Source organism: Vibrio sp. Vb1554 (genome assembly GCF_033344235.1).
In genome coordinates, this window is the sequence record NZ_JAWPOJ010000006.1 from 103,020 (window position 1) to 128,737 (window position 25,718).

Here is a 25,718-nt window from a genome sequence, read left to right on the forward strand (position 1 = left end):
TTGGTGGGAATAGTCTATCGTGCACGCAATCCTTTGCGCTAGGGCAAAATCATTATTAATTGTTTAAAATTAAGCAGTTGTTTTATTACGCTTGAGGCTAGTTATTACGAGGGGTTGATCACAAAAAGGCCAGCATTAAGCTGGCCTTTTGTAGGGTAAATTACGTGCTTGATAAGCTATGTAAATTAATGCAGGGTTTTCTTGTCTGTAGAAGCTTGTGCATACAGTTCAGTGACTTCAGATTCGTCGAACGTATAAGTTGTGCCACAGTAATCACAATGTAAAGAAACTGATCCAACTTCTGCCAAAATGTCATAAATTTCAGCTTTCTCAACGGTGATGATTGCTGCACCGCTACGCTCACGAGAACAGCCACAATGGAACTCGACAGGTTGCGGCTCGTACAGACGTACTTTGTCTTGGTTATATAGTCGATACAATAACTCGTTCGCTTCTAAACCAAACAATTCTTCATCTTTTACTGTGTCAGTGAGCTGCTCTAGATGTTCGAAATCATCTGGAGAGCCAGTGCCGTCAGGGATCACTTGAATCAACATACCTGCTGCGTGTGCTTTGCCTTCATGCTCACCAGTGCGGATCCATAGGCGCGTTTTTAACTGCTCTGAGTTTGCAAAGTAGCCTTCTAGCACTTCTGCTAAAGTGTCACCTTCTAATCCAACGACGCCTTGGTAACGCTCGCCGTTTTTCGGTTCGATGGTGATCACAAGGTAGCCCTTACCCATTAGATCGTGAATGTTTGCGTCATCGGCAATATCGCCTTCCCAGCGAGCTACGCCACGAACACGTTGGTTATGGTCACCGTTGATAACGGCAAGAGACACAGGACCGTCGCCTTGTAGCTGGATGGTGATCGAACCTTCGAACTTAAGAGTGGCAGTTAAAAGAGTAGTTGAAACGAGTAGCTCACCCAGCAGTTTCTCTATTGCTGCCGGATATTCCTTGCTGGAGATAACACGTTGGTACGCTTCATCCAATTGTACCAACTCGCCACGTACTGAAAGATCTTCGAATAGGTAGCGGTTTAAAACATTATTTGCCATGGAGTGCTTTCCTCGTTGGTAATTCCGGCTTTTATTGGTGTTTGAACTTAATGATGTCTCTGCGCTGCTTTTTATCTGGGCGGCGTTCCGGACTTGGGTTGTGGGCATTAAGCTTACGTTGAGTCGCGTGTTCCTCACGTTTCGCGATACTCTCATTGGTTTCGCGATATAAGGTTTGTGCGATGGGAGCGCCTCGGCGTTGATCTGAGATTTGTTCGATTATCACGATTTTTTCTTCGTTGCCTTGACGAAGTCTGACTTCAGCGCCCACTTCAACGATTTTACTCGGCTTGCTTCGTTGGCCATTATAGTGGACTTTACCGCCATCGACCATGTTACGCGCGATGGAGCGGGTTTTGTAAAATCTTGCGGCCCATAGCCATTTATCTAGCCTAACGGCTTCATTTAGGGAACTCATAGAACACTACGCTATCTAATCACTGCCCGAATACGGCAATGAGTGATGGATTATTCACCTACAGATGGAGTCAAGGCGTATTTTTTTCAAGGGAGTTGGCAAAAACTGCATAAGAAAAAGGTATGAAAGACAACTTGTGATATAGTTCACTGCTCTTTGTTGAGTAATAATTTTATTGCAAATTTAGCAATTTAAAGTCGATAGCTATCGTTATAGCTTAAATGACGGACGTTAGAATAAAGGAATCCATTCAGTGAAACGTTTAGAGCTAAGTGCAGGATTATCAAGCAGACCGCTACTGGCTCAGATCAAGTCCAATCATTATACCATTCAAGCCAAACTTAGCTTGTTGCTTACCTGTCTGTTTATTGCGATAACCGGATGGATACTTGGCAAAATTGTGTGGTTAGCCATACCTCAATCGTCGGAAGTGCCGCAATGGCGTCCATCGGCGAGTAGCGTTGCTGCGAGCAATAAAGGCGACGCGATAGATTTTAATGCCCTTCAGAATGCCAACCTATTCGGTAAATACACTGAGCAAAAAGCGGCGGTTGTAGAACAGCCTATTGTTAAAGACGCCCCTAAGACGCGCCTTAACCTTACGCTGGTCGGTGCGGTTGCAAGTAGTGATGCCAACACCAGCCTTGCTGTTATTGCTAACCGAGGTAAGCAAGCTACGTACGGTTTGGGTGAAGAAATCGAAGGGACACGTGCGACACTAAAAGCGGTATTGGTGGATCGCGTCATCATTGATAACCAAGGTCGAGACGAGACCTTAATGATGGAAGGTATAGAATATAAGAAGCTATCTGAATCGCCGCAGGTAGCTAGGGCGCAAGCTCAGCGAGCAGAAGCAGCGACGTCTGACGTTGGAGAGAAATTAGAGCAAATCCGCGAGGAAATTGCGAAAGATCCACAAAGCGTTTTTAAATACATCACCATTTCACCCGTCAAAAAAGACGGAGACATTGTTGGTTATCGAGTATCACCTGGTCGTGATGCCGCATTATTTAATGATGTAGGGCTACAACCTGGCGATATTGCGGTTCAACTGAACGGGATCGATTTAAGTGACCCGTCTTCTTCAGTACAACTGATGCAAGTGATGAGCGATCCGCAAGAATTAAATTTAACTGTTGAGCGAGACGGCCAACAGTACGATATCTATATCCAATTGTAAGACTTAGGCAACCGGCGTAAGTTCAGGGAGACATACGTGAAACATTGGTTCAGCAAAAGTGCTTGGCTACTAGCAGGAAGTTTACTCTGCGTACCAGGTGCAATGGCAAACGAATTTAGTGCGAGCTTTAAAGGCACTGATATTCAAGAATTCATCAACATAGTGGGTCGTAACCTCGAAAAGACCATCATTGTTGATCCTTCAGTACGCGGTAAAATCGATGTCCGCAGCTATGACGTTCTTAACGAAGAGCAATACTACAGCTTTTTCCTTAATGTCCTTGAAGTATACGGTTACGCAGTCGTAGAAATGGACAATGGGGTACTTAAGGTTATCAAAGCAAAAGACTCAAAAACCTCAGCAATCCCTGTGTTAGGTGATGGCAGCGCGCAAGGCGATAGTGTTATCACTCGAGTTGTCGCGGTGCGTAATGTGTCGGTTCGAGAGTTGTCTCCTCTACTTCGTCAGCTGATTGATAACGCCGGTGCCGGTAACGTGGTTCATTATGATCCAGCGAATATTATCTTGATTACTGGTCGTGCGGCAGTAGTGAATCGCTTAGCAGAGATCATCAAGCGTGTTGACCAAGCCGGTGATAAAGAAATTGAATTGGTGGAGCTGCGTAATGCATCTGCTGCTGAAATGGTACGCATTGTCGAAGCACTGAATAAAAGTGCGAATCAGAAAAGCACGCCAGAGTTCCTTGAACCTAAAATTGTGGCCGATGAACGTACTAACGCGATTTTAATTTCTGGTGATCCAAAAGTAAGAGCCCGCTTGAAACGTTTGATTCGTCAACTTGATGTTGAAATGGCGACAAAAGGTAACAACCGAGTTGTGTACCTGAAAAATGCGAAAGCTGAAGACTTGGTGGATGTATTGAAAGGTGTTTCCGATAACCTGCAAGCTGAAAAGCAAGCCGGTCAGAAAACATCAGGTGCATCGCGTGGTGAGGTCGTCATTGCTGCTCACGCTGCAACTAACTCGTTAGTTTTAACAGCGCCACCAGATATTATGATGGCATTACAAGACGTCATTTCTCAACTCGATATTCGTCGTGCTCAGGTTCTTATTGAAGCGTTAATTGTCGAAATGTCTGAAGGTGATGGTATTAACCTAGGTGTTCAGTGGGGTTCATTAGAAACGGGTGCTGTAATTCAGTACGGTAACTCAGGAGCCCCGATTGGTCAGGTGATGGTTGGTCTAGAAGAAGCAAAAGATCAAACCCGAACTGAATACTATACCAACTCTAATGGCGAACGAACGCCATATGATGTTACTGAATCAGGTGACTACTCTACGCTAGCGTCAGCACTTAGCGGAGTAAATGGTGCGGCAATGAGTATTGTCATGGGTGACTGGACAGCGCTAATTAGTGCTGTTGCTTCTGACTCCAACTCAAACATTCTATCTTCTCCGAGTATTACCGTAATGGATAATGGCGAAGCATCATTTATTGTGGGTGAAGAGGTTCCGGTTATTACGGGCTCTACGGCTGGCTCAAACAACGACAACCCATTCCAAACGGTTGACCGTAAAGAAGTCGGTATCAAACTCAAAGTAGTGCCACAAATTAACGAAGGTGACTCTGTACAGTTAAACATTGAACAAGAAGTTTCCAACGTATTAGGCGCAAACGGTGCGGTTGACGTTCGCTTTGCTAAACGACAGTTAAACACCTCTGTCATGATCCAAGATGGTCAGATGTTGGTTCTTGGTGGTTTGGTCGATGAACGCGCACTTGAAAGTGAGTCTAAAGTGCCGCTATTGGGTGACATTCCGGTACTTGGCCATCTGTTCAAGTCAACTAGCACGCAAACAGAAAAACGTAACTTGATGGTGTTCATCAAGCCGACGATTATTCGCGATGGTGTGACGGCCGACGGTATTACGCAGCGTAAATACAACTTTATTCGCGCAGAACAGCTTTACAAAGCGGATCAAGGTTTGAAGTTGATGGCTGACGAGAAGATCCCGGTTATGCCAGCCTTTGGCCAGGAGCGTCAGCACCCAACAGAGATCCAAGCGTTTATTGATCAAATGGAAAACAACTAATGGTTGATATGTTAGACACAGCGCCAAGTATGCGTCGTCTGCCATTCAGTTTTGCCAACCGCTTTAAACTGGTGCTGGAGACAGAGCATCCTGAGCGTCCACCTATTCTTTACTATGTCGAGCCGCTTAACCCTGCGGCTCTGGTTGAAGTCCGTCGTGTATTAAAGAAAAGCTTCGTACCGCAACCTATCGATAAAGAAGCCTTTGATAAAAAGCTGACTGAAGCATATCAACGCGACTCGTCTGAAGCGCGTCAGTTGATGGAAGATATTGGTGCTGATAGCGATGATTTCTTCTCTTTGGCTGAAGAACTGCCGCATGATGAAGACTTATTAGAATCGGAAGACGATGCGCCAATCATCAAATTGATCAACGCCATGTTGGGCGAAGCGATCAAAGAAGGTGCGTCGGATATTCATATTGAGACGTTCGAGAAAACCCTTTCGATTCGTTTCCGTGTCGATGGCGTATTGCGTGAAGTTCTGACCCCAAGTCGTAAGCTAGCGCCTTTGCTGGTTTCTCGTGTGAAGGTTATGGCTAAACTAGATATCGCAGAAAAGCGTGTGCCTCAAGATGGCCGTATTTCGTTGCGTATCGGTGGTCGTGCGGTGGACGTGCGTGTATCGACGATGCCGTCCTCTCATGGGGAGCGCGTGGTAATGCGTCTGTTGGATAAAAACGCGACTCGTCTTGATTTACATAGTTTGGGCATGACCCCTTCAGTGCATGACAACTTCCGTCACTTGATTGGCCGCCCTCACGGTATCATCTTGGTGACGGGCCCGACAGGTTCTGGTAAATCCACCACCTTGTACGCTGGCTTGCAAGAGATCAATAGCAACGAACGCAACATTCTAACGGTTGAAGACCCGATCGAATTTGATATTGATGGCATCGGTCAAACTCAGGTGAACCCAAAGGTCGACATGACGTTTGCGCGCGGCTTGCGTGCCATTCTGCGTCAGGACCCGGATGTGGTGATGGTCGGTGAGATCCGTGACTTAGAAACCGCACAAATTGCAGTGCAAGCGTCCTTAACGGGTCACTTGGTAATGTCGACTCTCCACACCAACACCGCAGTGGGTGCGATTACGCGTCTACGTGATATGGGTATTGAGCCATTCCTTATTTCTTCTTCGTTATTAGGGGTGCTAGCGCAGCGCTTAGTTCGAACGCTTTGTCCAAGCTGTAAAGAGCCGTATGAAGCCGATGCGGAACAGAAAAAACTGTTTGGTATGGAAGCGCATGAACCGTTAGAACTGCACCGAGCAAAAGGCTGTGAAGCGTGTAACCAAAAAGGCTACCGAGGTCGAACAGGTATCCACGAGCTCATTATGGTTGATGAGCAAGTACAAGAGTTGATTCACCGAGAGTCTGGTGAGCAAGAAATTGAGAGAGCCGTTCGCGCCCATACGCCAAGTATTCGCAGCGATGGTTTAAGCAAAGTGCGTCGTGGCATTACGTCACTTGAAGAAGTGATGCGAGTGACGAAGGAAACCTAATGGCGGCATTTGAGTACAAAGCGCTAGATGCAAAAGGCAAGCATAAAAAAGGCACGATAGAAGGGGACAACGCCCGACAAGTGCGCCAGCGACTCAAAGAGCAAGGGATGATCCCGATTGAAGTGGTTGAGACGAAAGCTAAATCGGCTAAGTCTTCAGGTTCAGTCAGCTTTAAGCGCGGCGTCTCAACATCTGAGCTGGCACTCATCACACGGCAATTGTCTACGCTAGTCCAATCAGGTATGCCTTTGGAAGAGTGTTTGCGTGCGGTCTCTGAGCAGGCTGAAAAGCCGAGGATTCGTTCTATGTTGGCTGCGGTTCGCTCGAAAGTAACAGAGGGTTATCCGCTTGCCGACAGTTTTGCCGATTACCCACATGTGTTTGATGAACTGTACCGCTCCATGGTTGCGGCGGGCGAAAAATCAGGTCACCTCGATACCGTATTAGAGCGTTTGGCAGACTACGTCGAAAACCGCCAAAAGATGCGATCTAAATTGCTTCAAGCCATGATTTATCCTGTAGTTTTGGTGGTATTCGCGGTTGTCATCGTTTCGTTCTTATTGGCGACAGTTGTTCCTAAAATCATTGAACCCATCATTCAGATGGGCCAAGAGTTACCTCAATCGACGCAATTTTTACTGGCAGCCAGTGAGTTTGTGCAAGATTGGGGGCTGATTATTTTCGTTGTGCTGGTGGCGCTTTTCTATGGCCTCAAACTGGCGTTGCAAAAGCCAGACTTTCGCTTAGCTTGGGACAGAAAAATCTTGAGCTTACCGCTAATAGGTAAGATCTCTCGAGGTTTGAATACCGCACGATTCGCACGAACGCTTTCGATCTGTACTTCCAGTGCGATTCCAATTCTAGAGGGTATGCGCGTTGCGGTAGATGTTATGTCTAACCGTTATGTGAAGCAGCAAGTCTTGCTTGCAGCGGATAACGTTCGAGAGGGGGCTAGTCTGCGTAAGGCGTTGGATCAAACTCGCTTGTTTCCACCAATGATGCTACACATGATCGCCAGTGGTGAGCAAAGTGGTGAATTAGAGAGCATGTTGACGCGGGCTGCCGATAACCAAGATCAAAACTTTGAATCAACAGTCAATATTGCTCTGGGTGTGTTTACTCCTGCGCTGATTGCATTAATGGCTGGATTAGTGTTGTTCATTGTGATGGCGACCTTGATGCCAATGCTAGAAATGAATAACTTGATGAGTGGATAATTTCGAATTAAGACGTGTCTACTAACGGCATGGCTTTAATCTAACTTTCGGAGAAAAAAATGAAGTTTAAGCGTAGTAAACAACAGGGTTTTACACTTTTAGAAGTGATGGTTGTTGTGGTTATCCTAGGTATTTTGGCAAGTTTTGTTGTTCCAAACCTATTGGGTAACAAAGAGAAGGCTGACCAACAAAAAGCGATTACGGACATTGTCGCGTTGGAAAATGCCTTAGATATGTACAAGTTGGATAACAGCGTTTACCCAACAACGGACCAAGGTCTAGAAGCATTGGTTAGTAAGCCATCTAACCCAGAGCCACGCAACTACCGTGATGGTGGTTACATCAAACGTCTTCCTAATGACCCTTGGGGCAACCAGTACCAATACTTAAGCCCAGGTGATAACGGTACAATCGATATCTTCACTCTAGGCGCAGATGGCCAAGAGGGTGGAGAAGGTCCAGCTGCAGATATTGGCAACTGGAACATGCAAGACTTCCAATAATTGAGCCTAAGCCAGCACTAATGAAACAAATGCGAAAACATAACGGTTTTACATTGATAGAAATTCTATTGGTGCTGGTTTTGCTATCTCTTACGGCTGTGGCCGTGATCTCGACGTTACCGACTAGCCAAAAAGATCTTTCCAAACAGTATGCTCAAAGCTTTTTTCAGCGTTTACAGCTGCTCAATGAAGAAGCGGTGCTGAGCGGTAAAGATTTTGGCGTTCGAGTGGATGATACCAAATCGACCTACGCTCTACTGAGTTTAACCTCAGAAGGTTGGCAGCCTCTGAAATTAAAGCAGATTCCGAGCAAAACCAAGCTAGAAGAAGATATTACGCTACAACTCGAGCTCGGAGGTGGTGCTTGGGATAATGATGAGCGCTTATTCAAACCAGGTTCTCTTTTTGATGAAGACATGTTCGCAGAAGAAGAGGACGAAAAGAAAATTCAGCCACCGCAAGTGTTTATCTTTTCCAGCGCCGAAGTCACGCCATTTACCCTGTCTTTTTTTCCGCAAAATGGTGATGCCTTTAATGACGGTTGGCGAGTCATTGGCAAAGAAAGTGGACAAATTTTGTTATTAGCTCCGGGCGAAGAAGTGAAAGAGGATGAGAATGCGCAATTTTAAGCAAGCTCGCCCAAATTTGAGTCATCGCCGGACGAGAGGCATGACCTTACTGGAAGTATTGGTCGCACTGGCAATTTTCGCTACCGCTGCCATCAGTGTCATTCGCTCTGTGAGCCAGCATATTAATACAATCAGTTATCTAGAAGAAAAAATGTTTGCAGCCATGGTTGTGGATAATCAGATGGCAAATGTGATGTTGAATACCGGAGAACTCAAAGCGAAAAACGGCACAGAAGAGCTGGCAGGACGCACTTGGTTCTGGAAAGTCACGCCAGTCGCCACGACGCAGCCATTGCTGAAAGCATTTGATGTGAGCGTCTCGGTAGAGAAAAGCGCGAGCCCTGTAGTAACGGTACGAAGCTATGTGGCGCAATAATCATCTCCGCGCAAACACGCGCCAAAGGGTAAAAGGTTTTACACTTATTGAAGTGTTGGTATCGATTGCCATCTTTGCCAGTTTAAGTGTCGCAGCGTACCAAGTGGTATCGCAAGTACAGCGTAGCAATGCGCTATCACAAGAACGAACCCAACGCTTAAACGAAATTCAGCGTGCCATGGTTATGATGGATAACGATTTTCGTCAAATGGCGATGCGTCAAACACGTACTAATGGTGAAGAGCCTGCTAGCCGGCTAATTTTTTGGTCCGATTACCTGTTGGACTCCGATACTAAAGGGCTGATGTTTGCCCGTTTAGGTTGGCACAATCCTCAGCAGCAGTTCCCTCGTGGAGAAGTAACCAAGGTTGGCTATCGCTTAAAAGAAGAAACACTGCAGCGAGTATGGTGGCGCTATCCTGATACGCCGGTTGGGCAACAAGGTACTGTTACTCCATTGCTAACGCAGGTCGAGTCATTTGATATGCGTTTCTATGATGGTAAGCAATGGAAAAAAGAGTGGGCTGAAGAAAAAGCGCTGCCGAAAGCGGTTTCTGTTGTTCTCACTCTCAAAGACTATGGAGAAATTGCCCGCACTTATCTCACTCCTGATGGCACATTGAGTCAGAAAGAGGAAAGTTCAGGAGACAGCAATAATGGTTAACCGTCAGCGCGGTGTTGCTTTGATTATAGTGTTGATGTTGCTGGCGATTATGGCGACGGTTGCCGCCAGCATGTCGGAACGTTTGTTCTTGCAGTTTCAGCGAGGCGCTAATCAAATCAATTACCAGCAAGCGTACTGGTACAGCCTTGGCGTCGAGGCGCTAGCAAAAGTGGGTATCGAACAAAGTTATAAAGACACCGACACGATTAATATGAGTCAACCGTGGGCGATAAAAGAGCAAGTCTATCCGTTAGATTATGGTCAAGCGGCGGGACGAATTAGAGACAAGCAAGCGTGCTTTAATCTAAATGTATTGAGTCGTGTGCAACCAACGGGTCAGCAAATTACAAGACCATATTTAGTGAATGTATTGCAGCGCCTGTTAGAAGAGTTGGATGTCGAGCCATATCAAGCAGAAATCATTGCAGACTCTACTTGGGAATACATTGATGCTGATGACTCTGCCCGTTCGACTACTGGGGTTGAAGACAGCACATATGAAGCGATGAAACCTTCCTATTTGGCATCAAATGGTTGGATGGCAGATGCTTCCGAGTTACGGGCTGTCTATCAGGTGAGTGGTGAAATTTTCCAAAAATTGGAGCCGTTGGTCTGTGCATTGCCAAGTGATGACTGGCGTTTAAACGTGAATACGATTGATGTTGAGCAAGCTCCGATTTTGGTGGCAATGTTCTCACCAAACTTAAGCAGTAGTGATGCGATTCAGCTAATTGAAAAACGCCCATTTGATGGGTGGGATAGCATTGATGAATTTTTAGCAGAGTCAGAAATGGCTGGCTTAAGTGAAGATGTAAAGAAAAACGCCAAAGGCTATTTGGGTGTAGATAGCGCCTTTTTTGAATTGGATGCACAAGTGTTGGTGGATGAATCACGTGTACGTATCCGAAGCCTTTTGCAAAGTACAAATAGAGAAACGGTGACCGTAGTTCGCCGTCGTTTTGGAGGGATCAGTGAGCGAGTTTCTGACCGTTCGGCTGAGTAGCGAACAACAAAGTACCATTCCTTGGGTGGTGTGGTCGACAGATCAACAGGAAGTGATTGCTAGCGGTGAAATCGCCGGGTGGGAACACTTAGATGAATTGGTCTCATATGCTGGTCAGCGCCAAGTTGTGGCGCTGTTGGCGAGTAATGATGTAGTCCTGACGCAAGTGGATATACCACCTGGTGCAACACGCCAATTCGAGGCTATGTTACCGTACTTAGTGGAAGACGAAGTTGCTCAGGACGTTGATGGCCTGCACTTTAGCGTGTTGGGTAAACAAGCGGATAAAGCGCAGATTTGCGCAGTTGAACGTGCTTGGATTCAGACTGTACTGCAACGTTTCTCAAGCCAAGGTATCGCCATTAAACGCATTTTACCCGATGTGCTTGCGTTACCGGTTCGTGGAGATCACAGCAGTGCTGCAATGATTGGCGAGCAATGGTTAATTCGTCACTCTGCGACAGAGGGCGCGGTTGTCGACGCTTCTTGGTTAGACCTTTACCTCTCTTCTTATCTACAAAATCATGAAGGTTGGAAGCTCGATTGCTATAGCTCGGTCCCGGAATCTGCGTTACCTGAAATATGGGAGCCGCAACCAGAAGAAATGACGATGGCTTTACTGGCGAAGGGGGTGACAGAAAGCCAAGTCAATTTGCTGACCGGGATCTTCAAGCCGAAATCTTCTTGGGGTAAATACTGGAAGCTCTGGCAAAAAGCCACCATTGCTGCGGGGGTGCTTATTGTCGTCATGGTTGCGCAGCAGTTGCTCGTGGTCCACAAGTACGAAGCACAAGCTCAAGCGTATCGTGAGGAGAGTGAGCGTATTTTCCGTCAGGTGTTCCCAAATAAACGACGCATTCCTACCGTTAGTTACCTCAAACGACAAATGGATGATGAAGAGCGCCGCTTATCTGGTGGAAGTGGTCAGCAGGCAATGTTGTCATGGTTGGCGGCATTACCCGCGACGCTTGGTCAGGTCAGCGACTTGGAAATCACCAGCTTTAAATACGATGGGCAACGTGGCGAAGTACGTATTCAGGCTCGTAGTTCAGACTTCCAACCTTTTGAGCAGGCTCGTGTGAAATTGGCAGAGAAGTTTAATGTTGAGCAAGGTCAGTTGAACCGTAGCGATAACGTTGTGGTTGGCAGCTTTGTTTTGAAGCGTTTGTGAGGTAATGATGAAAAATTTAATTTCTCAAGCTCAGGTTTGGTGGAGCAGCATCTCGCAGCGTGAGCAGCGTTTGGTCATGGGATGTGGCGCTATTGCCGTTATCGGTATTATTTATTGGGGTTTATTACAGCCAATGAGTCAACGTGCGGAGCTAGCTCAGTCACGTATTCAAAGTGAAAAACAGTTGCTAGCTTGGGTACAAGATAAAGCGGATGGCATCACTGCACTGCGAAAAAGCAGCGGTGTGAGCTACTCTAGTCAACCGTTGAATCAGTTAGTTTCTTCTTCAGCTCGTCGTTATAAAGTTGAGTTGATTAGAGTGCAACCTCGTAATGAGAGCGTTCAAGTGTGGATCAAACCACTCGCGTTTAATCAACTAGTGGATTGGTTACGTTACTTGAAAGAGCAACAGGGTATTGAAGTCGAATTTTTAGATATCGACCGAACAGAGCAAGCGGGCATGATCGATGTAAACCGCCTTCAGTTTAAGCGAGGTTAAGGTGAAGCGAGCAGTACTTTACGTTGTTATCTTTATCGTCTTTTTTTCAGTCAGTCTTTTAATGGGATTACCAGTCTCTTGGGTGTTACAACAAGCACCAACAGTGAGAGGCCTGGACATTCAAGGAGCCAACGGTTCGGTATGGCAAGGTCAAGCTTCTAGTATTCGTTGGCAGCGCCAGAACCTTGGAGAAGTTAATTGGGATTTCCAATGGTCGAGTCTACTGACAGGTAAAGCTGAGTTTGCTGTGCGCTTTGGTCGTGGTAGTGAAATAGACGTCCGTGGGCGCGGTTTTGTCGGCTATAGCTTAAGTGATGGCCCTTATGCCAAAAACTTAGTTGCCTCGATTCCGGCGGTAAAAGTTGTTGAGCAAGCGCGCCTCCCTGTGCCTGTTGGTGTTGATGGGCAGCTTGAGCTGAATATTCGTCATGCGACTTATGCTGCGCCTTGGTGTAAGGACGGTGAAGGCACTTTAGTATGGAATGCCAGTGGTATTCAAAGCCCCGTTGGCAGCTTAGATCTCGGTCCTGTGATTGCCGATATAAACTGTCAGGATAGTGTATTGACGGCAACTGGTGAGCAGAGCAGCAAACAAGTCTCTGCGGCGTTTTCCGCTGAACTGATGCCTAATCAACGGTACTCAACCAAAGCGTGGTTCAAACCTGGTGCAGAGTTCCCATCCAGCATGGGGGAGCAACTGAAATGGTTGGGTAAGCCGAATGCTCAAGGTCAATATGAGTTTAACTACCAAGGGCGCTTCTAACCTATCGTGACAAAATCCAATATCTTAAAAGAGCTGCTATTGTGCAGCTCTTTTTGCTTTTGGATCATCGTAAGCTAAAACCTCTATTCGCTGTACATTCGATCTTGATTGGGAGTGAATGAAAGCTTAAAGTCATGATTTTTAAGTGATTTGTTTCTTTTGTTCAGCTTTGCAAGTAACTGGAACATGGTAGGCCAAATACTCCAAGTGCTGTACAGAAGGTCAAAAAGAAAAGGCCACGAAGATATTCGTGGCCTTTCTATTGCTAGAATTTTGTGCTCTAAATTTTACCGATAGGGCGCTTAATCTTTGCGTTGTAAAATCTCATTCCAAGGTAAATCCGCATCACCAAGAACAATAAAATTCGGGTTTTCTAGTGTTTCCCGCTCGTTATATGACAGCGGTTCTAATTGCGTGCTGAGAATACGTCCGCCAGCTTCTTCAACAATGCATTGTGTCGCAGCGGTGTCCCACTCACCTGTTGGACCTAGTCGGAGATAGCAATCTACCGCCCCTTCCGCGACGAGGCATGCTTTCAATGCCGCAGAACCGAGCGGTATTAAGTCGTAATTCCAGGCGCTGCTCATACGGTTAGTAATACGATTGATGTCTTGGCGACGACTAATAGCAATTGCGATGCTTTGCTCTGGCTGTTCGTGTTTGTGTGTATGGATTTTGACGCTGTCCGACATGTCGGGAATTTTCCAGGCGCCTTTGCCATTATAAGCGTAGTAAGTCACGCCAGATACAGGACCGTAAACGACGCCCATGGTTGGTCGATTGTTGTCGACCAACGCGATAATAGTGGCAAAGTCACCACTGCGAGCGATGAATTCTTGAGTACCATCAAGAGGGTCGACTAACCAATAACGTTCCCACTGAGCGCGTTGCTCTAAGCTTATGTCTGCGTCTTCTTCTGACAACACGGGAATGTCAGGCGTCAGATCACTCAAGCGTTCAGTGATGAACTTGTGAGCTGCAATATCCGCACTTGTTACGGGAGTTTCGTCACTTTTGGTGTAGGCCTCGTATTGTTTCTTTTCATATATTTCGAGGATCATTTGCCCAGCACTGCGGGCAATCTCGATGACTTGAGGAAGTAGGTGAGATAGATCTTTTGTCATTGGCATAAGTGATAGTCCTTACTCACAGTGTTATTCGGTTCTAATGACCGTTATTGGTTATGCTTGTGAGTGGTGTTTGGTAAGTGTTTCAGTGCCAACATTAGCGCAGTGATGCTTCGTGCTTCACAGAAATCCATGTGAGTTAATAACTCTTCGGCTTGCGCAAGTGGCCAACGCACAATTTCCAGTGGTTCAGGCTCATCGCCTTCTTGCTTCTCTGGATAAAGCGCCTGTCCTAAAAATAGAGTCATTTTGCTCGAAAAGTAAGATGGCGCGAGGATAACTTGTTTCAACGGGGTTAACTGATTACAGCCAAAGCCGATTTCTTCTTTTAACTCACGATCCGCAGCTTGGTGTGGTGTTTCTCCTGGGTCAATCAGCCCTTTTGGGAAACCTAGCTCGTAACGTTCAGTTCCAGCGGCGTATTCACGCACCAGTAATAAATCGCCTTGTTCTGTTACAGGAACCACCATTACAGCATCTCGTCCACTTGGCTTCATACGCTCATAAGTACGATGCTCACCATTGGAAAAACGAAGGTCGAGCGCTTCCACAGCAAACAGTTTGGATTTTGCAACCGTCTGGCATGAGAGTATCTCTGGTGGGGTTCGTTTCGGCATGACGCTGGCTCCTTGGTGTCGTTGGCGTTTACGAGATGCGTAAGATTCTTAATATATGAGAACTCCGCCTGAGTTTCTAGCGGATTTTACGAGTCGAGCTAAGCATCTCAGCATCACCTCAGTATCGATACAAAAATGGGAGACCGAAGCCTCCCATTTTCTGACAGTGTTTACTCTTAGTAGTAAGAGTGATCACCACGGTCATGTTCTGTAGCATCACGAACTGCGGTTAGTTCACCAATGAACTGGTTTAGCAGCTCTTTCTCGATGCCTTCTTTTAGTGTTACGTCAACCATAGAACAGCCATTACAACCGCCACCAAATGCAACAATTGCAACACCGTCTTCAGTGATCTCAACCAAGTTTACGTGACCACCGTGGCCAGCAAGCTGTGGGTTGACTTGGGTTTGGATAACGTACTCAACGCGCTCAACCAGTGGTGCGTCGTCCGCAACTTTACGCATTTTAGCGTTAGGTGCTTTTAGCGTTAGCTGAGAGCCCATTTTATCGGTAACAAAATCGATTTCAGCGTCTTCAAGGAATGGCAGGCTCAGCTCATCCACGTAAGCTGAAAAACCGCTGTAAGAGAGTTCAGTGTCGGTCGATTCTACTGCTTCTGGTGGGCAGTAAGACACGCCACACTCAGCGTTTTGTGTACCTGGGTTCACAACGAAAATACGAATGTTAGTGCCTTCAGGTTGTTGACCTAAAAGGTTAGCGAAATGCGTTTGCGCAGTTTCTGTAATAGTAATATTTGACACGACGAATACCCGAGTAAATTTGTAGGTCACTGCTGCTATTCTACTCTTGTTGACGTATGGGTCTAGTCTTTTTGATGCTAAGGCATGGCGAAGCGATCTAGAGAGAACGAGGAGCAGGTGTTCTGCAGATGCAGTAAATATCGATGCTTTCTACGCCAACTTCAAGTAGTAAATGACATAATTGTCGGACGGTACTGCCTGTGGTGACTACATCATCGACGATGGCAACATGGGAAGAGTGAGGGCGCTTATTGAGAATAAACGCGCCTTTTAAGTTTTGTTCACGGCTTGTTTTGGTATTACCACGCTGTGATTGGGCGAGCCTTACTCGACGAAAGACCTTCGCATCAAAATTAGTCTGCAATTGCTTGGCGAGGTGTCGGGCTAAAACATCACTTTGATTAAAACCCCGGCGCAGGTAACGCTGCCAGTGCAATGGCACACTGGTAATGATTGGAGCTGGCGTGGTGATGCGCTGTGCCAGTTGCTCGGTTAATGCTTTTACATGCCAAGACTCTCCGTGATCTTTAAAGCGTTGTACTTCCCGTGAAAGGGGAAAGTCGTAATCGCCTAACGTGTATAGCCTTTGCCATGGCGGTGGCTTTGAAAGACATTCACCACAAATACTATCCGTACTCATTTCTTCTTTCTGTAATGATAAACCGCAGCGTTGACATCGTTTTACCGGAGTTAGGTATTTTAAACAGTGCTCGCACCAGCGCAGAGTATTTGTGTGGCTTGGTGTTTGAATAGGGAACCGACACAGGCCGCATTGACTGCTCAATACGCGATGCATGATGTTTTGCCAGTGATGAGATAACATAGCGTTTATTCATGGTGATATTTTACTCAGCCTAACGCTTGGCTGAAGCCGTAGGGAATAAAATAAGTGGGAGAGATTGAGAGCATGAGCACGAAATTACACTGGCAGTCATTTGGTCAGGGACCAGATTTGGTGTTACTGCATGGTTGGGGCATGAATGGTGCGGTATGGCAGCAGACAGTCGAGTCTCTTCAACCTTATTTCCGAGTTCATGTGGTTGACCTTCCGGGGTACGGACATAGCGCCGAATCTCATGCTGAAGATTTAGACCATATTGCTAACTTGGTGGTGCAAGGTGCGCCAGAGAAAGCGATTTGGCTTGGTTGGTCCCTCGGAGGTTTAGTGGCGACGCATGTGGCATTAAATATGCCCGAGCGCGTGGCTAAGTTGATTACGGTTGCCAGCTCACCTAAATTTGCCGCAGAAAAACCGTGGCGTGGCATTCAACCGAATGTACTGAGTGCGTTCACCTCTCAGTTGCTAGAAGATTTCTCACTGACCATTGAGCGCTTTATGGCGTTGCAAGCGATGGGCAGCCCATCAGCGCGTAAAGACGTTAAACAGCTCAAGCAAGCGGTACTATCGCGCCCTCAGCCAAACCCTGAATCGCTGTTGGTTGGGCTAAACATCCTTGCTGATGTGGATCTGCGCGATGCGTTGACGTCTCTTTCTGTTCCAATGTTGCGTCTTTATGGCCGTTTAGATGGGTTGGTGCCAATTAAAGTAGCTAACGATTTAAGTGAACAGTTGCCTCATACCCAGCAGTTTGTTTTTAATCAGTCCTCTCATGCGCCTTTTATCACCGAACATGACGAATTTTGTGTTCAAATCCGAGAGTTTGCTCACGATTGAGCAAGTACGAGCGGAAATACCTCAAGTTGTTTAAAAAGTGGTCGATATAAAGGCTGGTGAGGTTTTATTAGCCAATAAAGCTAAGCCATATTGACGAGTTGGGCGACTCTGAGGAGGGTTCGCAATGATTGTGTCACCGACCAACGTAAGTGTGCCACTGATCGCCCCATCCGTGAATGTGCAGACGGAACAAGCAGCTCGCGACAATAAAGTCCGAGAGCCTGTAACGCCAACGGTCGCATTGGCCAAAACCAATGCAGAGCGAAAAGTAAAAGGTGATGACAAGCGCCGACGTCAGTCTTCTTGGGATCCTTCAGAGCATCCTGATTATGATATGGAAACGGAAGTCGACACGCGTTATCAAGAAGAGCCGGAAGATACACTAGAACGGCTTTTTAGTTTGCTTGCGCTCAAATCGTATAGTGAAGACCAGGGGAAAGGCTACGCGATCCGCTTTCGCTTACCAAAGCGCATTTTGGATGCTGCGATCAATGAAGGATTAATGGAAAAGCGCAGGAAGGTGATCAAGTTTCATTATGGTCATGCAGTCGCTCCCCATACCCCGTCAGAAGTGATAGCAGTATTATGACGACTCAATATCCTACTCAAACAAAAACGCTCCAAGCAGGTTGACTGATTGGAGCGTTTTCTTTTTAGTTATGAAAGCTCGTTAGCGGTGAAGCCTAGGTAAGATTACTTTTTCGCTTTAGCAAACGCTGCAGCAAATGCACCGCCCATCGCGCTGTTCGATGACGAATCATCACGGCGAGGCTGACGACGCTGCGGTTGGTCATTACGACGCGGCGCTGCTGATGAGCGTTGGCTACGGTTGTCTTGACCCGGTTCGTCGTTCATACGCATCGATAGACCAATACGTTTACGCTGCACGTCAACTTCCATCACTTTCACTTTGACGATGTCGCCCGCTTTCACCACTTCACGTGGGTCAGACACATAACGATCTGTCAGTGCAGAAATATGCACAAGACCATCTTGGTGAACGCCGATATCAACGAAGGCACCGAAGTTGGCTACGTTAGACACCACGCCTTCTAGAATCATGCCCGGTTCCAAGTCAGATACCGAGTTTACACCTTCTGCAAAGGTCGCCGTTTTGAATTCTGGACGTGGGTCACGACCCGGCTTGTCTAACTCTTTGATGATGTCTGTAATGGTTGGAACGCCGAAGTTATCGTCGGTGTAATCGACCGCATGCAGACCTTTAAGGAAGCTTGAATCACCAATCAGTGCTTTGATATCTTTGTTGTTCTTCTCAGAAATCGCTTTGACCACTGGGTACGCTTCTGGGTGAACCGCAGACGCATCAAGTGGGTTCTTACCATCCATAATACGCAGGAAGCCCGCACACTGCTCGAACGCCTTAGGACCTAAACGAGGTACTTTCTTCAAGGTTGTACGTGCTTCGAAGCGGCCGTTCTCATCGCGGAAGTCGACAATGTTCTGCGCGATGGTGCTTGATAAGCCTGCTACGCGCGTCAGTAGCTCCGCAGAAGCAGTGTTCACATCAACACCAACCGCGTTTACACAGTCTTCCACAATCGCATCTAGGCGTTTTGCCAACATAGATTGGCTTACATCGTGCTGGTATTGACCCACACCAATAGATTTCGGATCAATTTTCACGAGTTCAGCCAATGGATCTTGCAAACGACGTGCAATCGACACTGCACCACGCAGTGATACGTCCATATTCGGGAACTCTTTTGCTGCAAGCTCAGACGCTGAGTAAACCGAAGCCCCCGCTTCACTTACGATGATCTTCTGAACTTTCAGGTTGCCACGTTTGATGACGTCTGCGACAAAGCTGTCGGTTTCACGTGAAGCCGTACCGTTACCAATCGCAATCAAATCCACATTGTACTTACGCACCAACTGATCAACGATTTGTGCTGACTTGTCGTATTGTTTTTGTGGTGGGTGAGGGTAGATGGTTTCGGTGGCAAGCACTTTACCTGTTGAGTCGACAACCGCGATTTTTGAACCTGTACGCAGACCCGGATCTAGGCCAAGTGTTGCACGAGGGCCAGCCGGTGCTGCCATCAACAAGTCTTTTAGGTTAGTGGCGAATACTTCAATCGCTTCGATTTCAGCGCGCTCTTTCATTGCGCCCATTAGCTCGGTTTCCATGTGCATCGATACTTTGATGCGCCATGCCCAGCTGATCACTTGCTTACGCCAGGTATCCGCCGGTGCGCTGCTTAGCGTCACGCCATAATGATCGGCGATAATCGTTTCGCAGTAAGACTGACGAGCGCCTTCTTCCTGTTCTGGATCAGCGTTCATTGCCAATGTCAGGAAGCCTTCGTTACGGCCGCGTAGCATCGCCAGTGCGCGGTGCGATGGCACTTTGCTTAGGGGCTCGTTGTGGTTGAAGTAATCTTTAAACTTCTCGCCTTCTTGCTCTTTGCCTTCAACGACTCGTGAGACCAGTTCCGCATTGCGATTTAAGTGGTTGCGAATTTTTTCCAGTAAGTTTGCGTCTTCTGCGATGCGCTCCATGATGATCGCGCGAGCGCCATCCAATGCAGCTTTGGTGTCTGCGATGCCTTTGTCTGCATCAAGGTATTTGCTTGCTTCGCTTTCTGGCTCGGTTTGTGGGTGATTCCAAAGCTGATCTGCGAGCGGCTCAAGACCAGCCTCAATCGCGATCTGACCTTTCGTACGACGCTTGGGTTTGTAAGGTAGGTATAAGTCTTCAAGACGAGTTTTGCTGTCTGCCTGCGCGATCTCTTGTTCTAGCTCTGGCGTCAGTTTGCCTTGCTCTTGGATTGATTTGAGGATGGTTTGACGGCGATCATCCATTTCACGAAGGTAAGACAGACGGCTGTCCAAAGTACGAAGCTGGGTATCATCAAGGCCCCCCGTCACCTCTTTGCGGTAACGTGCAATAAAAGGGACAGTGTTGCCATCATCAATTAGGGTGACAGCGGCGTTGACTTGCTCTGGGCGAACATTCAGTTCTTGAGCAATCATGCGACAGATAGCTTGGCTCATCCGTGTTTTCTCTTTTAATTCGGTTTTGGTTGTATAGAACATTGGGGTCGTTCGAAGAATTTGCAATGTTTTAAATTAACGAGGCAAAAATTTACCGGGCGCTGGTGGACATCAGTCAGATTTATGTCAAAACTGTAATTAAATTGAGAACTTATATCCGCAGTTATCGACTAACCTAATTCCACGGTTGTTGATATCACTAAATGTACCTCGGCTTATACGGATAATCATGATGAAAAAAATGTCTTTGGCGTTAGCGCTTACGAGTGCCTTACTTGTCGCCCCGCTTAGTTGGGCGCAGTCTATCTCAGGAACCACACAAGCTCCCGTTTATCAGCTCGATAACAAATTGGTACTAGGGCGTGTGGAGAGCGTCTACTACAGTGACATTCCGGAACTAAAAGCGGTGCCATTTATTGGCAAGATTGATACTGGTGCAGATACGACATCGATGCATGCGGAGAATATCCATGTCAGTAGCTCACACCCAGATTACCAAGATTTGAAAGATAACGAGTTACTTTGGGCGATTGTCGATGACTTAGGTGGTACGAAGGCAAAGTGGGACGCCGACAGCTTTAAGCCATATCAAGTAAAGGTTAGCTTTACGGTTCCTCACCCTTATACAGGGAAGGAAATACAGATTACCGATCATCTGGAAAGAGTGAGCGCGATTCGCAGTCGAACAAGCAAAAAGCCCATCCTACGCCCGACAATAAAAATGCCGATGACAATCGCTGGTCACACCGTTGATACGGAAGTGAACCTGACCAAGCGTACGCAATTCTCTTCTCCTATCTTGATTGGTAAAACCTATCTCGATGATAACGCATGGGTCTTCGCTGGTTACGATTACCTTCAAGAACAGCCACGCGCAAAAATGATTGGCAAAAAAGAGACGGTTGAAGTCGAAGGTGTGCCATATAAGATCAGCATCTCAACTTCTAGCCGTTATACCAACGTCCATGCACTGGACATCAAGGTAGACAAAAAGCATAACGAAGTCTCTTTTATGTTAGAGGGCGAGAATGGCAAGCGTCATCCAATGACATTACCCTTGGTACGAATGCTGAAAACGACCAAAAGCGAGCGCCCTTTAGTCTATTTACCCGTCAAAGTCGGCGAAAATGAAACTCAACGTTGGTTGGTGTATCTGCGTGATCGCAGTAAGTTCAGTTCGCAAATTCGCTTAGGTCGGGACGTCGCGAGTCAGCACTTTGTTATTGATACGGACAGAGAAAATCTACTGGGTGGCGTAGAAAAAACGTTCAAAAGCGCACTCAAATCAAAACCTCTTGTCGTTTCACCAGAAGAACAGGTCACCATTGATGGTTATACCGTCCCTGCTTACCCCACTTTTACTGTGAAAACGCCATTACTGCGTGTAAATGGGTTTGAAGTAACAGAAAAAGGTAAGGATGAATCCGTCACGTTTTATTTAATGAACGATGAGGGGAAAGAAGAAAAAATCACCAAACCAGTGTTGAAAAAGCTCAAGGTTGGCAGCGCGGTTCGCCCTGTTGTCGAAGGAGACTTTCTTCTCGGTAGAAAAGACACATCAATGAAGTTTGCGCTCGATGTGCTTGATGAGGGTGACACTCAACCCTTTTTCGTCTTTGGTCATGACATAGCCAAGGGTGGTGTGTTGCTGAACACTCGCGCAGACCATCTACTAGATGCAAGGCCACTTTTCAAAGCTGGCCATATCGAAGTGGCTGAAGTTGAGGGGATGTCTTTCCCTGTGAAGTTAGACACGGGTGCAGATGTAAGCTCAATCAATGCTAAGAACATCAAGCAGTTTAAGAAAGACGGCAAAGACATGGTGAGCTTTACCTATGAGAACGATCTTGGCATGAAACAGGCGTTTACCAAGCCTGTTGTTGATGTCATGCGTATTAAAGCGAAGAAAGGCGAGAAAGCGAACGTACGCCCTGTGGTTGAAATGCATGTTAAGCTTGGCGAATTAGAGAAGAAGATCCGAGTCAACTTACAGGACCGAGGTCGCTTCCATTACAGCATGATTTTAGGTAAAAACTTCCTAAAACATGGCGCGGTTGTTTCGAGTGATACGAATTACATCGTGACGCAAAAACCGGATTACGAAAAGTAACACTCTGGCCGCCTTATCACCTTGATACCCAAAGCCTGAAAAACATTGGATCTTTGGGTATATCATCTCCTTAATGCTGCCAAAGAGCAGCATTTTTTAGTTGAGATAGGAGTTAATTTGAAAACTAAGCTGATTACACGAGAAGGTTACAACAAACTCAAACAAGAGCATGATTACCTTTGGAATGAAAAGCGCCCGGAAATCACCAAGATCGTCACTTGGGCTGCGAGCCTGGGCGATCGCTCAGAAAATGCGGATTACACCTTCAATAAACGTTTACTCCGTCAGATCGACCGTCGTGTCCGCTTCCTTCGTAAATTCCTGCCAGAAGTCACGATCGTTGACTATTCTCCGCAACAAGAAGGCAAAGTCTTTTTTGGTGCATGGGTGGAAATAGAAAATGAGGCAGGAGAAGTGAAAAAGTTTCGTATTGTCGGGCCTGAAGAGATTTATGGCGATGCGAAAGACTACATCTCTATCGATTCACCTATGGCGCGAGCGATGTTGAAAAAACAAGTGGATGAAGAGTTCACGGTACGCACCCCAGAAGGTGAAAAAGAGTGGTTCATCAACTCAATTGAATACACTCAACCGGCCTCGGAAGACTGAGGCTTTATCACCGATTCAAGTCTCATGAAGTTCACTAGAAGTGACTTGGGTCTCAACGTCAGAATATTTGGTATAAAGGCATGGTGCCTTTCTCGGAGAAGTAAAATGAACAAAGCAGTCATGTGTAGTGCTGCACTAACAATAGGTTTCTCACTTTCAGTTTTTGCTCAAGATGAAGTGAAAGGCTGTGACGCTAAAGAGTTAGCGGTAGAGCAGCAGCTTGAGTATGCAAAAGCGCAAGGTAATGAGCATCGCATTAAAGGCTTGGAGCAAGCACTTTCCGCTATCCAGAATGAATGCTCGGAAGGTGAGCTGCGCCAAGAGCTGCAAACAGAAGTGGAAGAAAAGACTAAAGAAGTTGAGGAGCGAGAGGAAGAATTAGTCGAAGCTCAGCATTCAGGGAAAGCAGACAAAATTGAGAAAAAACGTCACAAGCTGGCTGAGGCACAGCAAGAGCTGCTTGAGGCCAAACGTGAACTGGAATGGAATTATGGTCAATAGTAGGTGCTGAAAATACCTGCTAGAGAGAGAATAAAGCGCTTAAGATAAAAAGAGTAACAATTTGCTTGAGCACGTTAGGAAAAACAGTGATACATTTTCGACAATAGACGCTTCTGAAAGGATGTTTCAATGCAAGAAAATCATAAAATTTTAGTGGTTGATGACGATGCTCGTTTACGTGCTCTATTGGAGCGTTACCTTTCTGAGCAAGGTTTTCAGGTACGAAGTGTCGCCAATGGCGAACAGATGGATCGCCTACTAACGCGCGAAAACTTTCACTTAATGGTGCTGGACCTAATGTTGCCAGGTGAAGACGGTTTGTCAATTTGTCGTCGTCTACGCCACGCGAACAATATGTTGCCAATCTTAATGCTCACCGCGAAAGGTGATGAAGTGGACCGCATCGTAGGTCTTGAGGTAGGGGCGGATGATTATTTGCCAAAACCGTTTAACCCACGCGAATTGTTGGCTCGCATCAAGGCCGTATTACGCCGCCAAACTGTAGAGTTGCCGGGTGCACCAAGCACGGAAGAAAAAGTGGTGGAGTTCGGGGAGTTCCGACTCAATCTAGGCACTCGCGAGATGTTCCGCGGTGACGAGGCAATGCCACTCACCTCTGGAGAGTTTGCTGTTCTAAAGGCGCTCGTGATGAATGCACGTGAGCCAATGTCACGAGACAAATTGATGAACATGGCGCGTGGCCGTGAATATTCTGCAATGGAACGTTCTATTGACGTACAAATCTCACGTTTACGTCGCATGTTAGAAGACGATCCGAGCAAGCCGCGCTACATTCAAACCGTATGGGGCCTAGGTTATGTTTTCGTCCCAGACGGCAAAGAGGTGTAACCTCTTCACTCCATAGCCAGCACTTGGCTATAGCAACTTCAGCCTTCATTACCTTCCCTTTGAAGGCTGAAATTTCGCGATTAGGACCACTAGGAACGTTCCATGCGCATCCGAAGTTCACTGACACAATCTATTCTGCTGTTCATCTCTTTGCTTCTCGCGAGCCAAGTTTTCTCTTACTACGCCGTTTTTAACTACGCGTTGATGCCGAGTTTGCAGCAGTTCAATAAAATTCTCGCCCATGAGCTCAATTTGGTGCTTGATGATGAAGGACCTTTAAAGTCTGATGCACCGTTAAGGCGTCAATTATTAGAAAGATTAGGGGTGACGGTTCACAGCCTTGACAGCGATAAGGCGATTGAATTTCATCACGCAATGTCGATTGATTTGATGTCTGAAGAAATGAGCCAAGAGCTGGGTTCGCCTACAGAAGTACGCTTATTGCTTGGCGATGAAAGTTACATTTTGTGGATGCACATCGAAAAGTTGCCGAACTCCATCATTCGTATTCCGTTATCTGAGCTGCAAGAAGAAGATTTTGCACCGCTGTTTCGTAACAGTTTGATTATGGCGCTGCTGATCATTGCTGGTGGTTGGTTGTTTATTCGTTTGCAAAACCGTCCACTTTTGGCTTTAGAGAGAGCCGCGAAAGACGTCGGTCGAGGTGAGATCCCGCCCCCCTTAGCAGAGAAAGGCGCATCGGAGATTCGCTCTGTAACTCGAGCCTTTAATCAAATGTCGAAAGGTATTCAAGAGCTAGAAGAGGACCGAGCCTTATTAATGGCGGGGATTAGCCATGACTTACGAACACCTCTGACGCGTATTCGCCTAGCGACAGAAATGATGTCTCCTGAGGACAGCTATCTTGCGGAGGGGATCATTAGCGATACGGAAGAATGTAATGAGATCATCAGTCAGTTTATGGATTATCTCAAACCGGTGAACCAAGAATCGTTTGAAGCGGTTGATATCAGTACGATTGCCAGTGACGTTGCCAGTTCTGAAGGTGGCTATGAGGTTGAAATTGAAACAGATCTTAATCTTAACTTGCCACCAGCCAAAGGAAGCGCGATTGCGATTAAGCGGGCGATCAGTAATTTAGTTGTGAATGCGCTACGTTATGGTAATGGCTGGGTCAAAGTCAGCACTGGTGTGACAGCAGATAAGCAGCTAGTGTGGATTTCAGTAGAGGACAACGGACCGGGTATCGAGCATTCTCAAATCGCGAGGTTATTTGAACCCTTTACGCGTGGTGACACCGCTCGCGGTAGTGAAGGCACTGGGCTAGGGTTGGCGATTGTGAAGCGTATAATCAGCCAGCATTCAGGCTCTGTGGTGATACGTAATCGCAGTGAAGGCGGTTTAATCGCTCAAATCAGTTTTCCTACCAAGTAAGTCGATGGCCTGCACCCT

Annotated in this window: 26 protein-coding genes; 19 read left to right on the forward strand and 7 right to left on the reverse strand. The window is 46.7% G+C overall.

The genetic code is table 11. The features are described from left to right. Positions 1-185: 185 nt before the first annotated feature. A complete protein-coding gene (gene hslO / locus R8N28_RS07365) occupies positions 186-1,061 on the reverse strand; it encodes an Hsp33 family molecular chaperone HslO (RefSeq protein ID WP_031780788.1) in 876 nt (291 codons plus the stop codon). A gap of 31 nt (positions 1,062-1,092) precedes the next feature. Continuing rightward, entirely contained in the window at positions 1,093-1,479 is a 387-nt protein-coding gene (gene hslR / locus R8N28_RS07370) for a ribosome-associated heat shock protein Hsp15 (RefSeq protein ID WP_005379292.1), read from the reverse strand. Between the two features lie 253 nt (positions 1,480-1,732). Between hslR and gspC the strand changes: the two genes are divergently transcribed. From gspC to R8N28_RS07430, 12 genes are read left to right on the forward strand one after another with little or no spacing between them, the layout of a single operon-like run. Further along, complete coding sequence (gspC, locus tag R8N28_RS07375; protein WP_005379294.1) at positions 1,733-2,659, forward strand: type II secretion system protein GspC; 927 nt, start codon at positions 1,733-1,735, stop codon at positions 2,657-2,659. Between the two features lie 36 nt (positions 2,660-2,695). After that, positions 2,696-4,714 carry a type II secretion system secretin GspD gene (gene gspD / locus R8N28_RS07380; protein WP_005379295.1) on the forward strand — a complete coding sequence of 673 codons (2,019 nt, stop codon included), beginning with the start codon at positions 2,696-2,698 and terminating at the stop codon, positions 4,712-4,714. Then, complete coding sequence (gene gspE / locus R8N28_RS07385) at positions 4,714-6,216, forward strand: type II secretion system ATPase GspE (RefSeq protein WP_005379296.1); 1,503 nt, start codon at positions 4,714-4,716, stop codon at positions 6,214-6,216. Before gspD ends, gspE begins: the two co-directional genes overlap by 1 nt. Continuing rightward, positions 6,216-7,433, forward strand: coding sequence for a type II secretion system inner membrane protein GspF (gene gspF / locus R8N28_RS07390; protein ID WP_005379297.1), 1,218 nt, complete (start codon positions 6,216-6,218; stop codon positions 7,431-7,433). Before gspE ends, gspF begins: the two co-directional genes overlap by 1 nt. A gap of 59 nt (positions 7,434-7,492) precedes the next feature. Further along, positions 7,493-7,936 carry a type II secretion system major pseudopilin GspG gene (gspG, locus tag R8N28_RS07395; protein ID WP_005379298.1) on the forward strand — a complete coding sequence of 148 codons (444 nt, stop codon included), beginning with the start codon at positions 7,493-7,495 and terminating at the stop codon, positions 7,934-7,936. Between the two features lie 29 nt (positions 7,937-7,965). Continuing rightward, complete coding sequence (locus R8N28_RS07400; protein ID WP_031779019.1) at positions 7,966-8,565, forward strand: prepilin-type N-terminal cleavage/methylation domain-containing protein; 600 nt, start codon at positions 7,966-7,968, stop codon at positions 8,563-8,565. Beyond that, positions 8,552-8,941, forward strand: a complete 390-nt coding sequence (gspI, locus tag R8N28_RS07405; RefSeq protein WP_017635009.1) for a type II secretion system minor pseudopilin GspI — start codon at positions 8,552-8,554, stop codon at positions 8,939-8,941. The genes R8N28_RS07400 and gspI overlap by 14 nt, the downstream gene beginning before the upstream one ends. Beyond that, the gene (gspJ, locus tag R8N28_RS07410) at positions 8,928-9,605 is read left to right on the forward strand and encodes a type II secretion system minor pseudopilin GspJ (RefSeq protein WP_132936677.1); all 678 of its coding nucleotides are present in this window, start codon (positions 8,928-8,930) and stop codon (positions 9,603-9,605) included. Before gspI ends, gspJ begins: the two co-directional genes overlap by 14 nt. Then, complete coding sequence (gene gspK / locus R8N28_RS07415) at positions 9,598-10,608, forward strand: type II secretion system minor pseudopilin GspK (RefSeq protein WP_104979926.1); 1,011 nt, start codon at positions 9,598-9,600, stop codon at positions 10,606-10,608. Before gspJ ends, gspK begins: the two co-directional genes overlap by 8 nt. Then, positions 10,577-11,779 (forward strand): type II secretion system protein GspL, encoded by a 1,203-nt coding sequence (gene gspL, locus R8N28_RS07420; RefSeq protein WP_262635397.1) that lies wholly within the window; start codon positions 10,577-10,579, stop codon positions 11,777-11,779. Before gspK ends, gspL begins: the two co-directional genes overlap by 32 nt. 7 nt (positions 11,780-11,786) lie before the next feature. Beyond that, positions 11,787-12,278 carry a type II secretion system protein M gene (locus R8N28_RS07425; protein WP_005383002.1) on the forward strand — a complete coding sequence of 164 codons (492 nt, stop codon included), beginning with the start codon at positions 11,787-11,789 and terminating at the stop codon, positions 12,276-12,278. Position 12,279: 1 nt separating this feature from the next. Beyond that, positions 12,280-13,041: a type II secretion system protein N gene (locus tag R8N28_RS07430; RefSeq protein ID WP_158157102.1), complete on the forward strand. Its 762-nt coding sequence runs from the start codon at positions 12,280-12,282 to the stop codon at positions 13,039-13,041. 302 nt (positions 13,042-13,343) lie between these two features. Here R8N28_RS07430 and cysQ read toward each other — a convergent pair whose 3' ends face one another. The 4 genes from cysQ to R8N28_RS07450 all read right to left on the reverse strand — a co-directional run bounded on the left by cysQ (position 13,344) and on the right by R8N28_RS07450 (position 16,369). Next, the gene (gene cysQ / locus R8N28_RS07435) at positions 13,344-14,171 is read right to left on the reverse strand and encodes a 3'(2'),5'-bisphosphate nucleotidase CysQ (protein WP_005379308.1); all 828 of its coding nucleotides are present in this window, start codon (positions 14,169-14,171) and stop codon (positions 13,344-13,346) included. 44 nt (positions 14,172-14,215) lie between these two features. Further along, positions 14,216-14,785 carry an ADP compounds hydrolase NudE gene (gene nudE / locus R8N28_RS07440; RefSeq protein ID WP_005379309.1) on the reverse strand — a complete coding sequence of 190 codons (570 nt, stop codon included), beginning with the start codon at positions 14,783-14,785 and terminating at the stop codon, positions 14,216-14,218. 176 nt (positions 14,786-14,961) lie between these two features. Continuing rightward, on the reverse strand, positions 14,962-15,546 hold the full coding sequence (gene nfuA, locus R8N28_RS07445) for a Fe-S biogenesis protein NfuA (protein WP_005379313.1): 585 nt from the start codon (positions 15,544-15,546) through the stop codon (positions 14,962-14,964). A gap of 97 nt (positions 15,547-15,643) precedes the next feature. Further along, complete coding sequence (locus tag R8N28_RS07450; RefSeq protein ID WP_033905914.1) at positions 15,644-16,369, reverse strand: amidophosphoribosyltransferase; 726 nt, start codon at positions 16,367-16,369, stop codon at positions 15,644-15,646. Between the two features lie 84 nt (positions 16,370-16,453). Here R8N28_RS07450 and bioH point away from each other — a divergent pair, with 84 nt between their 5' ends. Beyond that, positions 16,454-17,221: a pimeloyl-ACP methyl ester esterase BioH gene (bioH, locus tag R8N28_RS07455; RefSeq protein ID WP_005384724.1), complete on the forward strand. Its 768-nt coding sequence runs from the start codon at positions 16,454-16,456 to the stop codon at positions 17,219-17,221. 124 nt (positions 17,222-17,345) lie between these two features. Next, a complete protein-coding gene (locus R8N28_RS07460) occupies positions 17,346-17,810 on the forward strand; it encodes a hypothetical protein (RefSeq protein WP_005379316.1) in 465 nt (154 codons plus the stop codon). Between the two features lie 104 nt (positions 17,811-17,914). Here the strand turns inward: R8N28_RS07460 and R8N28_RS07465 are convergent, their stop codons facing one another. After that, positions 17,915-20,236 carry a Tex family protein gene (locus R8N28_RS07465; protein ID WP_053303402.1) on the reverse strand — a complete coding sequence of 774 codons (2,322 nt, stop codon included), beginning with the start codon at positions 20,234-20,236 and terminating at the stop codon, positions 17,915-17,917. A 229-nt stretch (positions 20,237-20,465) separates the two neighbouring features. Here R8N28_RS07465 and R8N28_RS07470 point away from each other — a divergent pair, with 229 nt between their 5' ends. The 5 genes from R8N28_RS07470 to envZ all read left to right on the forward strand — a co-directional run bounded on the left by R8N28_RS07470 (position 20,466) and on the right by envZ (position 25,700). Then, positions 20,466-22,346 carry a RimK/LysX family protein gene (locus R8N28_RS07470; RefSeq protein WP_262635396.1) on the forward strand — a complete coding sequence of 627 codons (1,881 nt, stop codon included), beginning with the start codon at positions 20,466-20,468 and terminating at the stop codon, positions 22,344-22,346. Positions 22,347-22,463: 117 nt separating this feature from the next. Beyond that, the gene (gene greB / locus R8N28_RS07475; RefSeq protein ID WP_005379321.1) at positions 22,464-22,955 is read left to right on the forward strand and encodes a transcription elongation factor GreB; all 492 of its coding nucleotides are present in this window, start codon (positions 22,464-22,466) and stop codon (positions 22,953-22,955) included. A gap of 105 nt (positions 22,956-23,060) precedes the next feature. Then, complete coding sequence (locus R8N28_RS07480) at positions 23,061-23,456, forward strand: DUF1090 domain-containing protein (protein WP_005379332.1); 396 nt, start codon at positions 23,061-23,063, stop codon at positions 23,454-23,456. 129 nt (positions 23,457-23,585) lie between these two features. Continuing rightward, on the forward strand, positions 23,586-24,305 hold the full coding sequence (gene ompR, locus R8N28_RS07485; RefSeq protein ID WP_005379333.1) for a two-component system response regulator OmpR: 720 nt from the start codon (positions 23,586-23,588) through the stop codon (positions 24,303-24,305). Between the two features lie 102 nt (positions 24,306-24,407). Continuing rightward, positions 24,408-25,700 carry a two-component system sensor histidine kinase EnvZ gene (envZ, locus tag R8N28_RS07490; protein ID WP_025768312.1) on the forward strand — a complete coding sequence of 431 codons (1,293 nt, stop codon included), beginning with the start codon at positions 24,408-24,410 and terminating at the stop codon, positions 25,698-25,700. The last annotated feature ends 18 nt before the right edge of the window (positions 25,701-25,718 follow it).